At 59.9% G+C, this 14,232-nt stretch carries 10 protein-coding genes; 9 read left to right on the top strand and 1 reads right to left on the bottom strand.

Going from position 1 to position 14,232, the window contains the following annotated elements; genetic code table 11:
* Positions 1 to 53 precede the first annotated feature (53 nt).
* The 4 genes from ACIQH5_RS03115 (at position 54) to ACIQH5_RS03100 (ending at position 4,046) form a co-directional block, all read left to right on the top strand.
* Complete coding sequence (locus tag ACIQH5_RS03115) at positions 54 to 803, top strand: RraA family protein (protein WP_400400175.1); 750 nt, start codon at positions 54 to 56, stop codon at positions 801 to 803.
* A 144-nt stretch (positions 804 to 947) separates the two neighbouring features.
* Entirely contained in the window at positions 948 to 1,856 is a 909-nt protein-coding gene (locus ACIQH5_RS03110; protein ID WP_091328144.1) for an SMP-30/gluconolactonase/LRE family protein, read from the top strand.
* Positions 1,819 to 3,444 (top strand): FAD-dependent oxidoreductase, encoded by a 1,626-nt coding sequence (locus ACIQH5_RS03105; RefSeq protein WP_400400173.1) that lies wholly within the window; start codon positions 1,819 to 1,821, stop codon positions 3,442 to 3,444. The genes ACIQH5_RS03110 and ACIQH5_RS03105 overlap by 38 nt, the downstream gene beginning before the upstream one ends.
* Positions 3,445 to 3,446: 2 nt before the next feature.
* Complete coding sequence (locus tag ACIQH5_RS03100; protein WP_091328123.1) at positions 3,447 to 4,046, top strand: carboxypeptidase-like regulatory domain-containing protein; 600 nt, start codon at positions 3,447 to 3,449, stop codon at positions 4,044 to 4,046.
* 7 nt (positions 4,047 to 4,053) lie between these two features.
* Here the strand turns inward: ACIQH5_RS03100 and ACIQH5_RS03095 are convergent, their stop codons facing one another.
* Positions 4,054 to 6,510: a glycoside hydrolase family 2 TIM barrel-domain containing protein gene (locus ACIQH5_RS03095; protein ID WP_400400171.1), complete on the bottom strand. Its 2,457-nt coding sequence runs from the start codon at positions 6,508 to 6,510 to the stop codon at positions 4,054 to 4,056.
* 246 nt (positions 6,511 to 6,756) lie between these two features.
* Here ACIQH5_RS03095 and ACIQH5_RS03090 point away from each other — a divergent pair, with 246 nt between their 5' ends.
* From ACIQH5_RS03090 to ACIQH5_RS03070, 5 genes are all read left to right on the top strand, one after another.
* Positions 6,757 to 7,737: a hypothetical protein gene (locus ACIQH5_RS03090; RefSeq protein WP_400400169.1), complete on the top strand. Its 981-nt coding sequence runs from the start codon at positions 6,757 to 6,759 to the stop codon at positions 7,735 to 7,737.
* A gap of 32 nt (positions 7,738 to 7,769) precedes the next feature.
* Positions 7,770 to 10,751, top strand: a complete 2,982-nt coding sequence (locus ACIQH5_RS03085) for a carboxypeptidase regulatory-like domain-containing protein (protein WP_400400167.1) — start codon at positions 7,770 to 7,772, stop codon at positions 10,749 to 10,751.
* Positions 10,752 to 11,037: 286 nt separating this feature from the next.
* Positions 11,038 to 11,961, top strand: coding sequence for a carbohydrate ABC transporter permease (locus ACIQH5_RS03080; RefSeq protein WP_091328231.1), 924 nt, complete (start codon positions 11,038 to 11,040; stop codon positions 11,959 to 11,961).
* Positions 11,954 to 12,877 carry a carbohydrate ABC transporter permease gene (locus ACIQH5_RS03075; RefSeq protein ID WP_400400165.1) on the top strand — a complete coding sequence of 308 codons (924 nt, stop codon included), beginning with the start codon at positions 11,954 to 11,956 and terminating at the stop codon, positions 12,875 to 12,877. Before ACIQH5_RS03080 ends, ACIQH5_RS03075 begins: the two co-directional genes overlap by 8 nt.
* A gap of 55 nt (positions 12,878 to 12,932) precedes the next feature.
* Entirely contained in the window at positions 12,933 to 14,231 is a 1,299-nt protein-coding gene (locus tag ACIQH5_RS03070) for an ABC transporter substrate-binding protein (protein WP_400400163.1), read from the top strand.
* Position 14,232: the final 1 nt, after the last annotated feature.

Genomic DNA, 14,232 nt, shown 5'->3' with positions numbered 1-14,232 from the left:
GCCTCACACCAACGGTGCCCGTCCCAAACTCTCAATTGGAAAGGCATTCCGACATGGGCGAGCACAACCATGATCATCACCACCACGACCACCAGCACGATACGCTCACTGTGGAGCCAATCGCTGCTGACGTGGAGGAAATCTCGAAGCGTTTCCGCGCCGTCCTGGCCGGCCACGTAAGTGACGCTTTGGAACACGTGGGCATCCGGACTCCACACCTGTCACAGGCCATTCAGCCGATCACGACCAACGTTGCGTTTGCCGGGCCGGCAGCCACGCTCCGGCTGGCAAAATGCCGGACCGGCAATGAATCCCGCGGCCTGGTAAAGCTCAAGGAATTGCACGCCAAGCCGGGCGATGTCCTCCTCGTTGATGCAGACGGACTGACAGATGCTGCTGTTTGGGGGGACCGGGCGGCGCTCGGCGCGAAGAAGCAGAATCTCGCCGCCGCCGTGGTGAACGGTGCTGTTCGGGATGTGGCTGAATTCGAGAAGCACGACTGGCCGGTTCACGCGGCAGGCCGTTCCCTACGAGCCTCCGAAGGTGTCTACCAGAGCGTTGGGTTCAATGTGCCCATCGTCATTGACGGCGTCCTCATCAACCCAGGGGACTGGTTGGTGGGTGACGAGTCGGGCATTGCAGTTGTACCCAGCGAAATCCTGATGAAGGTACTGGAGCTGGCTGAGGAGCGGGAGGAAATCGACCGGAGCAGCCAAGTAGACATCGAAAACGGCATGTCACCATCGGCCGCCCACCGCCACTTCCACGACGACGACGTCGCTCACTTGCATTCCCTCGAGTAGGCGACTGCTGGACGATTAGCGCGCCGCACAGCACAACGCAGGCATCGTTGCCGGAACTCCTACGATGCCTGCGTTGCGGGCTCCTGCGTGTCTTGGCAGAAGCCTCCGTCTGACAAGTCCCCACCCACACTTACGAGGTTGAACATGGAATTTCAGACAGCCGCGGCTGGAGTCGGATTCACAGAAGGCCCAGTATTTACCCAACGCGGAAGCCTGGTCTTCGTCTCGGTGGACCAAGGCATCCTCTACGAGACGTCCGCCCGCACGACGAAGGCGCTGGCGCGGACCGGCGGGGGACCCAACGGTGCCGCAGAGGGCCGGGATGGCATCATCTACGTGGCCCAGAATGGCGGCCAATGGCCCGGAAACCGGACCGAGGGCGTGAGTGGAGGCGTTCAGGCTGTCTACCCCGACGGTGCCATGGTTACCCTCACCACTGACCCGATCTACCCGAACGATCTGTGCTTTGGCCCAGATGGTTATCTTTACGTGACGGACCCGAGCCGGGGTCCCGCCCGCGACGACGGCCGGCTTTGGCGGATCGACGTCACAACCGGCGAAGCGGAACTGCTGTTTTCTGTCGGCTGGTATCCCAATGGCATCGGGTTCAGCACCGACGACGATAGCCTTTTCGTAGCCCAGGGAGGTGAGGGCCGCATTCTTCGCTTCCCCTTCACAGGGGAAGGGAGGCTTGGAAAGCCGGACGTGCACGTGCAACTTGACCACGGCCGCCCTGACGGATTCGCTTGGGACGTGGATGGCAATCTGGTGATCGGTGCCATAACGGGCAAGGCGCCCGGCGACCTGCAGGTGTACAGTCCAGAGGGCGCGCTGCTGGACACGATCAGTCCTGGTGATGGAAAGAAGTACACAAACATTGCCATTTCGCCCGCTGGGAGAATGGCGGTGACGGACTCCGACAACGGTCAGGTCCTTGAAACGGATTGGGTCAGCGCGGGCCTTCAGCTGCATCCATTCCGGGCATCAAGCGTGCCAAATCAAAGCCCGCGCAGCCATGAGGAGAAAAGTCGTGAGCTCCAGCGCGAACAATGAGGATCTGTCCTACGACGTTGTGGTTGTGGGCGGTGGCCCTGGCGGACTGATCGCAGCGCTGACGGCCCGCCATCTGGGAGCGAGCGTGCTGCTGATTGAACAGAATTTCGACGTCGGCGGACGCGGAGTTCTCTCCGGCGGGGGTGCCTACCTGGGTGGTGGCACATCACTGCAGCGTGCCGAGGGCATCGAGGACTCACCCGAAAGGCTTTTCCAAGACTGGGTGCGCGCGGATAGTCTTCTGGGTCGTTACAACGATCGGGAGGTTGTGTGGGCGTATGCCAACAACTCGGCAGCCACGTTTGAATTCATGACCGAGGTGGGCAACGTCAAGTGGCGACCGCTGGGCGCTGCAGACCGACTCGACACGGTTAAGCGCCGCGCATTCTCCTTGGAATGGGAAGAGCCCGCCGGTCAAGTGGTGCCCGGGCAGTTTGGTTCAGGCATTGTCCGTCCTCTTGAGAAAGCCGCACGCGAACTGGGTGTTCACATCCTGCTCAAGCATCGGATGGTTTCACTGCATCGCGATCGCGATGTACAGGGCGCAAAAGGACGAGTCTCAAAATTGGCCATTGTGGAGGTGGACGACTACTTCACACCCACGGGTGAAGTGATTTCCGTGAAGGCCCGCCAAGGCGTGATTCTTGCGACCGGTGGGCACTCGGGCAACGTTGGGTTCCGGAGGATGTTCGATCCACGCCTTACCGAGGAATATCAGTACACAGGCCAGAACTGGGCGCCGAAGACGGCGGACGGTGAAGTCGCTGCAATGGCAGTCGGAGCGAGTATCTGGGGTTTTGCCGGACAGACGAACGAATCCGACGGGCAATTGTCAAAAGGACTTATGGGGACACGTTCCAATTACCATGGGCTTTTATGGTCGGTTGACAGCCCCCACTTCTTCCGTGAAAAGGCCACAGGGCTCAAGCCGAGCGATTACCAGAACTTGGTCCTGGTACGTGAAAGTGGCGTACGTTTTTACGACGAAACTGCAGGCGTGCGGGACTACGACTACTTTGCGGCAGCCATGTCGTGGTCTGGAGACCCGGAAAAACTTAACGGTGGCGGCCCTATCTGGGCGATCTTTGATGCTGAGGCTGTGGAGCGCGAAGGTTGGAATGTCACGCCACCAAACGTCGATACCGATGGCTTCTTCTTCAGTGCGGACACGATCGAAGAGCTTGCCGGTCAAATCCAGATGGAATATCAATGGCGCCCCATGCCGCCCGGGAACTTACGGGCCACAATCGAGCGCTACAACCGTTGCGTCGACGAGGGTGTCGATCCTGATCATCAGAAACCGACGCCTCGGTTCAAGATACAACGCCCACCGTTCTACGCCGCATGGCACACCCCGGTGGTGCATGACAGCTACGCAGGACTCAGGATCAATGGATCTGCACAAGTGATCGATACGGAAGAGGCAGCGATCCCTGGTCTTTTTGCCACTGGGGACTGCGCCAGTGGTTTCACGCAACACGGACTCGGGCGGGCGTTCACGTTCGGCTATATCGCGGCCAGGGCTGCTGTCTCGACGGGGCAGGCCCGAACCGGCAGCGGCCCAACGAGCAATAAGGATGGTGTGTAGCCGTGGCTGCGGGACAACCAGAGATCACCCTGGCGGTATGGGGTGCCGACGGTCCTGCCGTCGTCGGATCTACGCTTTCAGTGCATGTTGGGGCGAGGTCCCGCAGCGGCGGTTCCTTGGCGGGCCAAACAGTTATCGTTCGCGGTGCTGCTGGCCATGAGGTTGGGAGTGGAAAACTTGGCGGGAACATCTGGCCGGGGACCCTGGCGCTATGGTGGACCAGCGTGGAAGTGCCTGTGCCTGCCGAGCCCGGACTTCACGTGTGGCATGCGAGCGTCGGCACCAGCCATTTCGCCTTCAGCGTTGCAGCAGTGCCTGCTCCCGCTCACACGCTGACGGTGACGGTTTTCAACACGACTAACGCGGAGATCGAACCCCTGCCAGGGACTCACGTTCGAGCCGGTCATCACGCTGCTACGACAGATGAATCGGGTGGCGCAGTGCTGGCGTTGCCGCCCGGCCGGCACACTGTTGAAGCTTGGAAACAGGGCTACGGTTCAGTCAAAGGTATCGCCGTGGTGGGCTCGGATACTGAGATTTCGCTCGTCACGGAGGTCATCGCAGACAAGGATCCTCAGTATGTAAGGGAACATTGGCGGTAGTTCCTGATCAGAACGTAGTGGACGGCGAGGCACGCCTGTCTGTGAACATGGATTGCACAACGATGATGGCGTCTTGGAACCCGTTCGCTTTGGCCGTGACAACGATCGTCCCTGTGCCGGTTGGTCGAATGATCGCCAGGGCGCGTCCGTCAAAAGTCATGTGGCTGTTGCTGGTGTAGCTTTCCTTTGTGTCCGGGCGTGCGCTGCCCAGAGCTTGGAGAACTGCGGGACCCTCGACGGTGATGTGGAGTCGTTCTTCGATGGTGGTGGCCAGGTTTCCTTGGAAATCGATGAATTCCAAGGTGATGTAGCAAAGGTCGCTGCTATCGGCATGAATGTCGGTCCTCTCAGCGCGGGCATGGAGGCGGATGGCCCCGGTTGCCGTGTGGAGGGTCTCGCGCGACTGTTCCTTACCGTTGACGTACGCGACGGCGGTCAGCTCGCCCGGGTGATAGGCGGCGTCGAACGAGGCCTGGCAGGAGTGGTTCATGCCGGCAGGGCGCCGGCCAACCGACCGCCCATTGACCAGCAGTTCCACTTCGTCGGCAGAGCTGTAGACGTCCACGCGAACCGGGGCGCCGGGGTTGGCGTTCCACGTCCAACTGGAGATGGAGTCACTCCACGCCCACTGTCCAACGCCGGCTTCGCGACCGAAATGTTCAGGGCGGTGGACTGCGATGTATGGCCTGTCCCGAAGGCCGAACACGATCTCCCGGAAGTATGATGCGGGGCGGCGATGCCCGGTGATGTCGATGTCGCCGCACCACGCTGCGATCCAAGGATATGCCGCGCCGAATTCCTTGTCCTCCTCATAGCGGACCCTGCCGATGCCGGTTTCACCGAGGTAGTCCCAGCCGGTCCAGGTGAAGTCGCCAATTACGTGGGAGTTTCCGGTCACTATTTCCCAGTTGGCGGCAATCCGCCCCGGATAGGTTTCAGTGCCGACGATGAGCCGGTGAGGGAAAAGGTCGCGGTCCATGAGATAACGGCTCTCGCCGTAGTTCAGGCCCGCGACATCCACGACGGCGTGCGACTCGGCGGTTCTTTCGGTCACCAAGGGTGAGGCGCTGACGTTGTTCATAAATTCGGCGGCCTGGTTCATCACATCGTTGACACCTTGCGTAGGGGCGACCGATGCGTCCTCACGCGGGGGAGCGGTCCCGTCCCTGAGGGTGGACACGAAGCCGTTGATGCCGTTGGTAAGGTATCGCGTGCTGTCCAAGGACCTGATTTTCTCTGCCAGTTTCCGGCCCCATCCAGCACCATGGCCCGTGCCTGTCTCGGGGATTTCATTGCCGATGGAGTAGAAAATCACGCTGGGATGGTTGAAGTCCTTGGCCACCATGGATTCGATGTCCCGCTCCCACCAGTCAGCGAAATTGAGTGAGTAGTCGAATGAAGATTTGCCCTCGGTCCATACGTCGAAGGTTTCGTCCATCACCAGCATCCCGTGCTTGTCGCAGGCATCGAGCATGGCTTGGCTTATCGGGTTATGGGAGCTGCGGATTGCGTTGAAGCCAGCTTCCTTCAGGAGCTCGATACGCCGTTCCTCGGCCCGACCGATTGCAGCGGCTCCCAGAATGCCGTTGTCGTGATGGATGCAGGCGCCCCGAAGCTTTATGGTGGTGCCGTTGATTTGCAGGCCGGACTCCGGGTCCAGTTGCAGGAAACGGATGCCGAATGACGTGATGCTCGCATCCACTACTTTGTCGAGGAGCAGGATGGTGGTGGTGGCCGTGTAGAGGTGTGGAGCCTCGACGTCCCAGAGCTTGGGGTCGCGGACGTACATCCTTTGCCGGACGAGGGCCTGTTCGCCTGGAAGCACCGTGACCGGGGTCGTGTCCCTTGCAGCCTGTTGCTGGCGGGCATCCATGATTTCGGTGGCGACGTCTACCGTGACTGTTTGCAGACCGGCGTTGTGGACTGTAGTGGCAACCACCGTGACTGCGCGCCCGGCGGTGATGTCCGGCGTCGTAATCTGTATGCCGTTCCGTGGCACGTGGACGAGGTTGGCGACTGTAAGGAAAACGTCCCTGTGGATGCCCAGTCCGGAGTACCACCGTGAGTCCTCGTGTGCCCGCGCTTCAACCCGCACGGTGTTGTCCTGCCCGTACTTAAGGAACGGATCCATGGCGATCTCAAAGGTTGAGTATCCGAAGGGGCGCTGTCCGGCGAAGTGGCCGTTGACGAACACCATGGCGTCTCTGTAGACGCCGTGGAATTCCAGCGACAAGCGCTTCTGCCGGTAGGTCTCGGGAACTCTGAAGGTCTTTGAGTACTCCACCGCGCCACCTGGGAAATAGCCTCCGTGTGATCCTGAGCCGGCGGCCGGGCTGCGTTGCATACCGATCATGGCGTCGTGGGGCAGCGTCACGTCCAGTCCGGCGCTAACACCGGGCTGGTCGGCAAAGATGCTGACCTTTGGCCGTACAGACCAATCGTCATTGAAGCTGACGCGGCTCATTGCTTTCTCCTTTGACAGCGAATGTCGGCCTTTCCAAGGAGCGGTGTACGCATCCATTGACAGGAAAGTGATCGATAACCATAATCATGTTAGCGCTCACAAGCGCGTCTGCAAACCTGAGCTTTCATGGTCGATGGTGTCCTCCGCACCCCTCACGCCAATCATTCGAAGCAGAACCCCGCCCGGAACTATGGCGTCTTTTCCGACCGTCGCCGGCAACATTCCCATCGAAGAAAAGGAACAACGATGTCCCATTCCCGAAGTAGACGCGGCACGGGCGCCGCAGCCCTCGTAGGTATTGTGTTCAGTTTGGTGGGCTCGCTGCTCACTCCGGCAGGAAGCCATGCGGTGACGCCGGATGTCGGCAGCGCCGCGACAACATCTGTCTATTACCTCGACGCCGAGGGGGATGACAATGGTGATGGTCGGTCACCGCAGAGTGCATGGCGCACGCTGGACAAGGTGTCGGCAACAACATTTACGCCGGGTGACCGAATCTTGCTGCAGTCCGGCGACTCATGGACGGGCCAATTGTGGCCCAAGGGTTCCGGTACCGAAGCGGCGCCGATCGAAGTCGGAAGGTACGGGGAGGGGGCCAAGCCAGCGATTCGCGGCGCCGGCGAGGTGAACGATGCCGTTCGTCTCTTCAATCAGCAGCACTGGGTCATCCGTGATCTGGATATCAGCAACCAGCGCGTCGGCGGGGCGTCTGAGGCCGACAATCTGGCTGACTTGCGTGGCATCCATGTGTCGGGTGACAACTCCGCCTCCCTGTCCGGCTTCGTCATTGACGGTGTGGACGTACACGACGTGACCGGCGAGGTTAATTGGATCTCGGGTTCTGTGGCAAACAACGAGCCTGGAATCAACTTCAAGACTGGCTGGGACGGCTCCAAGAAGACAGGCGGCATCGTCTTTGATACGACGGTCCCCGACGTTCTGAATCCACCAAGCACCGCGACAATTTTGAACGATATCCTGATCCAGAATTCATCCGTCATCAACACGTCTTTTGCCGCCATCACCATCAAGCAGTACACCGGCGATGGCCGGGATGCCCAGGGCAACCTCATCGCCGCGGGAACCGGTTGGGGAACCCGCACATCGCCCACGGACCCTAAGTTTGCTCCGCACACCGATGTCACTGTCCGGGGCAATTATATCCGTCAGGATGGCAGCGACTACGCCTGCAACGGCATCTATATACAAACGTCCGCGGCGGCCTGATTGAGCGGAACACTGTTTACCGGGCGGGAACTGTGGGAATCGAGACCTACAGCGCGGACGATGTGACCATTCAGTACAACGAGGTCTACGAAACACAAAAGAAGGCCGGCGGGGCGGACCATAGCGGCATCGACCCTGACAGGGCCACCACCAAGCAGCTCATACAGTACAACTATGTGCACGGCAATGGCGACGGAATCCTGATCTGCCAATTCGATTTCGGTGACGCGATCATCCGTAACAACGTGATCGCCCAGAACGAGCGCCACCCGATCTACCTGCATTCCGACCGGTCAGCCACGGCCCGGATTTACAACAACACGATCTACAACACCATTTCCCAGCAACTGATCTATGGCTACGGCAGCTCGCTCGATGCAAAGTATGACATCGCAAACAACGTCATTCATTCCACAGTGGCCAATGCGACACTCACCACCAGCCCCACCATCACGTATCGAAACAATCTCTATTCCGGAGCTGCGCTGATGATTCCTGCCGGAGATACCAAGGCACTCGTGGGGGATGCCGGATTTGTTGCGCCCAACGTGGCTGGCCCGTTCGGAACGCCTGCATCCGGCCCGCAGCTCGCCACGGCACTCGGCTATGCCGTGCAGTCGGGATCGCTGGGTGTGAACCGCAGTATTGACGTGCCCGAGGCCGCGCCAGAGGATTATGCGGGCCGGGAACCCGTAGGCCCGCGCGACCTCGGCGCCATTGAATACGTATCACCCGAGGCTGCAACGACCGAGAGCATCGCTGGGTTCGTAACGGATGCCAGTGGCCGCCGTATCGCTGGCGCATCCGTCACGGCTACCGTCAACGGTCAAGGACGGTCAGCGACATCCGATGCCGCTGGTTGGTATCGCCTTGCGGAGGTTGAGTTCGGCGATGCAGTAGTCGCCGCTGAGAAGCCGGGTTACCAGGGAAGCCCGATCACCGTCTCAGTAACCAAGGGCACGTCGTCCGTTGCTGACCTGCCGCTTCAGTCCACATCAAACGTGGGAACCGTTCATGGGGCAGTGTTCGATGAGACGGGATCGCCTCTGGCTGGGGCGACCGTCGAGATCCGAAGCGGAACCGTTATGGCGGCCAGTACCACAACCGATGCTACCGGCACTTACCGGATGGAGACCCCCATTGGTGAGGGGTACTCAGTAACGGCGACGGCGGGTGACCGTCGCGCTGCCTCGGCTACCGGCGTCGTGGTTGATCCAGGCGGTGACACTCCGGTCAGGGCGCTGCTACTGCAGCCCATAGAGCCGACGGTTCTGTTCGCAGATGACATGTCAGGCAAGCCACTTGGGCCCTTCGCGGGCACAGGCGGGTACACCGTCAACCCATCCGGGGGATCGGTGTCGGTGGTGGATGTGGGAGATCAGCGCGCGGCCAAGATCACCCGAACCTCGACTACTGGATCCACCAGCGTCCAACGCAATTATTCAGAGCCGCTCACAGGGTTGGTCACCGTGGAGGCCAGGGTCATGCGCAACGACGCATCAGGGTCGGGCGGGAATTGGTTCAGTGCACCCTACATCTACGGAAGTGACGGAAAAATCGCCGCGTCCGTGGGTTTCAGCAAGGGCAAGATCATCGCCTACCAGGGGACACAATCCACTGAGCTGCAGCCCTATGAGCCGGGCAAGTGGTACACCATCACGCTCCAGCTGGATACTGTCAACCAGCGCCTTAGCCTGCTCATCGACGGCAGGCGGATTTTCACGGACGTAGGATTCCGCAATCCCCTGACGGGCGGGGTTGCCCGGATTGAGTGGTATGCCAATAGTTCCAATACGGGCTCACTGCACTTCGACGACGTACGTGTCCTCCAAGGGACCGACCGGGATCGAAACGACGCAGGCATTGCGACCTTGGCTACGGACGTCGCTGCAGCAGCCCGTTCGGGCAACACGTGGCACGCAGCTGTTCCAGCCGGCACGGATCACTTGCGCATCGCTGTGATCCCGACGGCGGCCGCCGTGGCTGGAATTACGATTGGCGGCGTCCCGGTCCAACCGGGTGTGGAGTCGGAGCCGCTGGCGCTGGTGGAAGGTACCAACACCATACCCGTGGTGGTGACGGCCGAAGACGGTACTACGCGCCAGGAGTACAGCGTGGTGGTTGAGCGCGGATTCCTCGATGCGGACGCAACACTCTCCAAGCTGTCCGTGACGGGATCCAATCTTTCGCCGGAATTCACCTCCGACACGGAGGAGTACGCGGTTGAGCTGCCGTCAGGGAGTACCTCCCTGACGGTCATTCCGACAACCACCGCGACCCAGTCGGAACTTGATGTGGACGGGACGTCGGTACAAAGCGGCACCGGGCACGCTCTCGCTGTTGTTGACGGGCAGGTAGTGAAGATTGCTGTGGCATCGGCAGATGGCACCGCGCGCACTGTGTATTCGTTGATTGTCTCGGTTCCTGCACCGCCAGTGACCGATCCTGCTCCGCCTGCACGCGGCGTCCTGTCCACCACGAGCGGCTGGGCCCATGGTCTTCACGATGGCAATTTCCAGGTAACGATGAACCTCTGGTGGGGCACCAACGCGCGGACGTTCAGGCTTTTTGAGAACGGCGTATTGATAGCGACGGTTCCTCTGACTGCCGACGGGGTGAGCGCCCAGAATGCCACCGTTGACATCAGCAATCGTCTCAACGGGACATATGCATACACCGGTGAACTGGTGAATTCAGCTGGTTCCACAGCAACGACAACGGTCGCCGTCAAGGTAGCGGACGCGGCGCCGGGCCAGCCCGTCGTTAGGGTCGCAGGAAGCGGAGCGCAGCGCACGGTGGTGGCCGACCTCTGGTGGGGCACCAATGCCTCCTCCTACCGGATCTATGACAATGGTGTGCTTGTTGCCGAAGGTGCCCTTGCGCCGTCGACTCCCAATGCGCAGCACGTAGAGACGCCTCTCACCATGGCATCCGGGGATCACGTAGTAACCGCCGTTTTCGCCAACCACGCGGGCGAAACGTTGTCCAAACCGCTGAAGGTGGCTGTGCCGTAACCACCACTGGCGGGACGGGGCAGGCAGCTGCATCGTCCCGCCGGCGGCGATCACCAAAATAGTGATCGATCACCCATTGACTTAATGTGATCGATCACAAATAATTGTGTTACCGATCACTTTCCGCCGGTTCAAGGCTCCGGATCACATCAGATCCCGGACGAACAGCGACATACCGCATTCAAGGACGGACAGGCCCACGAAGCTGTGGCTGGCCGTCGCGTAAGGAAACCATGAAATTGTCAACAACGGGCACAACTACGTGCCGCTCAGAGCAGGCAGCACCATGAGCGCATTGTCAGAACTGGGCAAGCTCAAAGGCCAGGGCTCCAAGTCGGAGGGTCGCGATACGAAGGCCGCGCTGGTCTTTCTGGGGCCATGGTTGGTTGGCCTGGTGGCCATCACGCTGGGCCCAATGCTCATATCCCTGTACTTGTCTTTCACCGACTACAACCTGCTTCAGGAACCGACGTTCGTCGGCTTGGATAACTTTGTCCGAATGTTCGAAGACGCCCGGTTGTTGAACTCGCTTCGGGTGACCTTCATCTACGTTCTGGTGGGCGTACCCCTGCAGCTTGCTGTTGCACTGCTCATCGCGATGGTCCTCGACCGGGGGATCAGGGGCCTGCCCTTCTACCGTTCAGTCTTCTACTTGCCCTCCCTGCTGGGTGGATCGGTAGCCGTCGCCATCCTGTGGAAGCAAATTTTCGGCACCACAGGCTTGGTGAACCAGTTCCTTGCATTGATCGGTATTGAAGGCCCAGGATGGATCTCGGACCCCAACACAGCGCTGAGCACCATCATCCTCCTGCACATCTGGACCTTCGGCAGTCCCATGATCATCTTCCTGGCCGGTCTCAGGCAGATCCCGCACATGTACTACGAAGCCGCCCAAGTGGATGGCGCCAGCAAAGTCAGCCAGTTCTTCCGCATCACGCTGCCTCTGCTGAGCCCCATCATCTTCTTCAACCTGGTGCTGCAGATCGTGGGAGCATTTCAGTCCTTCACCCAGGCGTTTATCGTCTCCGGTGGTACTGGCGGACCATCTGACTCCACCATGTTCTTTACCCTGTACCTGTACCAGAAGGGCTTCGGCCAGTTCGATATGGGGTACGCCTCGGCCATGGCGTGGGTACTCCTCCTGATCATCGGCGCCTTTACCGCCATCAACTTCTACGCCTCAAAGTTCTGGGTGTTCTACGATGACTAAACTTCAAGCTCTTCCCACCCCAACCAGTGAGGGTCGCAAGGAAGCCAAACTCCCGCCCCGCAAAGTGTCGCGGCCACGAAGCCCCGCAGCTACTCGTATGCGGGCGATACTGAAGCACATAATCCTGATTCTCTCGGCTCTGCTGATGATCTATCCGCTGTTGTGGATGGTGGTGTCTTCTCTTCGACCCAACGACCTGATTTTCAAGGAGCCAGGACTATGGCTCACGACATTCGAGGCAAGCAACTTCAGCGATGGCTGGAATGCGCTGGCGAACCCCTTCTCCACGTATTTGCTGAACTCCGCGATCGTGGTCCTCGGGTGCATCATCGGCAACCTCGTTTCCTGTTCGATGGCGGCCTATGCGTTCGCCAGGCTGAATTTCAAGGGAAAGAAGTGGCTTTTCGGGGCGATGCTGCTGACCATCATGCTGCCGTTCCATGTGGTGATCGTTCCCCAGTACATCCTGTTCTCCCAGATCGGCTGGGTGAATACCTTCTGGCCCATCATCGTTCCCAAACTCCTGGCCACGGATGCGTTCTTCGTATTCCTGATGGTCCAATTCATCCGCGGCATCCCGAAAGAGCTGGACGAGGCGGCCAGGATTGACGGTGCGGGCCACCCAAGGATTTTCCTACAGGTGATCCTGCCGTTGATGGTCCCGGCACTTGCCACCACCACCATTTTCACTTTCATCTGGACCTGGAATGACTTCTTCAGCCAGCTCATCTATCTGACGGATCCGGACATGTTCACTGTCCCGGTGGCGCTCAGGGCTTTCATCGATGCCACCGCATCAACGTCGTGGGGTGCCATGTTCGCTATGTCCATCGTGTCCCTGCTTCCCGTCTTCATCGCGTTCCTCCTCGGCCAGAAATTCCTGGTCAAGGGAATCGCCACCACAGGCATCAAATAAGAGCAATTCGGTGTCAACCACGCCAACCCCACAACACACCAAGGAAGGTGTATTCATGAAGACTCAACCTACCCGCCGCAAACTCCTCCAATGGTCGGCCACCGCTGCTGCCTCAGCCCTCCTCCTCACCGGCTGCGGTGCCGGCGCCAATCCCGCCGCCGAGGAAACAGGACCCGTCACCATCCGCTTTTCCTGGTGGGGCGGCGATGCGCGGCAAAAGGCCACCCAGAAAGTTATTGATGCATTCAACGCCGAAAACCCCAACATCACAGTGGTGGGGGAGTACGGCGATTGGAACGGCTACTGGGACAAACTCGCGACGCAGGTGGCAGCAAATGACGCTCCGGACATTATCCAGATGGACGAGAAGTACGTCCGTGAATACGGCGACCGTGGTGCGCTGCTGGACTTAAAGAAACTCAATCTGGACACGTCAAGCATCGAGGGCGACACGCTGAAGAGCGGCGAAGTTGACGGAAAACTAGTGGGGCTGGTGACCGGCGTTGCCTCGTACTGCATCATTGCCAACCCGGCTGTCCTGGAGAAGGCCGGAGTGGCCATGCCCGACGATTCCACGTGGAGTTGGGATGACTACAAGAAGATCGGGCAACAGATCAGCCAAAGCGGTGCGGGAGCTACCGGTGTCGGCGTCGGGTACAGCGACCAGGACCTTTACATCTGGGCCCGTCAGCAGGGCGACAGGCTGTACGACGAGTCCGGCAAAGTAGTGATCAAGGCCGAGACACTGGTGTCCTTCTGGAAGAACATCCAGGACCTCTCCAAGTCCGGAGCAGCAGCGAAACCTTCCGTGATTATGGAAAACGCCACGGCATCGCTGAACCAGACAGCCATCGCCAAGAACCAGATGGGGCTCTCCGGCTCCTTCAATACCCAACTCACCGCCTACTCGGCAGCCAGCGGACAGCCGCTGAAGTTGTTGCGCCTTCCGGGTGAATCACAGGCCAAGGAACCCGGCGCATACTACAAAGCCTCGATGTTCTGGTCTGTGTCGTCCCGTACCAAGCACCAAAAAGCAGCAGAGAAATTCCTGAACTACCTGACCAACAGCCAAGCCGCCGGCGATGTCATGCTGACCGAACGGGGCATCCCGGCCAACACCAAGATCCGGGAGGCCATCGCTCCCAAACTGTCTGCCACGGACAAGGCGGCGATCGACTTCACGGACTCCATCGCCGACGCTGTGCGTCCCGCACCGCCCATTACCCCCGCCGGCGGAAGCACCATCCTGGACATTCTCAGCCGATACACCTCGGACATCCTCTTTGAACGCACTACACCTGAGAAGGCCGCCCAGCCGTTCATTGACGAACTTTCCTCCTCCCTCCGAAAGTAGC

Origin of the sequence: Paenarthrobacter sp. NPDC091711 (assembly GCF_044756605.1) — a bacterium.
Lineage (GTDB): Bacteria > Actinomycetota > Actinomycetes > Actinomycetales > Micrococcaceae > Arthrobacter.
This window is presented reverse-complemented; position numbering and strand designations above follow the sequence as displayed.

Bases quoted from the DNA above. Each gene is read 5' to 3' on its own strand.
- ACIQH5_RS03115 (WP_400400175.1), top strand. From the start codon at position 54: ATGGGCGAGCACAACCATGATCATCACCACCACGACCACCAGCACGAT.
- ACIQH5_RS03110 (WP_091328144.1), top strand. From the start codon at position 948: ATGGAATTTCAGACAGCCGCGGCTGGAGTCGGATTCACAGAAGGCCCA.
- ACIQH5_RS03105 (WP_400400173.1), top strand. From the start codon at position 1,819: ATGAGGAGAAAAGTCGTGAGCTCCAGCGCGAACAATGAGGATCTGTCC.
- ACIQH5_RS03095 (WP_400400171.1), bottom strand. From the start codon at position 6,510: ATGAGCCGCGTCAGCTTCAATGACGATTGGTCTGTACGGCCAAAGGTC.
- ACIQH5_RS03090 (WP_400400169.1), top strand. From the start codon at position 6,757: ATGTCCCATTCCCGAAGTAGACGCGGCACGGGCGCCGCAGCCCTCGTA.
- ACIQH5_RS03080 (WP_091328231.1), top strand. From the start codon at position 11,038: ATGAGCGCATTGTCAGAACTGGGCAAGCTCAAAGGCCAGGGCTCCAAG.
- ACIQH5_RS03075 (WP_400400165.1), top strand. From the start codon at position 11,954: ATGACTAAACTTCAAGCTCTTCCCACCCCAACCAGTGAGGGTCGCAAG.
- ACIQH5_RS03070 (WP_400400163.1), top strand. From the start codon at position 12,933: ATGAAGACTCAACCTACCCGCCGCAAACTCCTCCAATGGTCGGCCACC.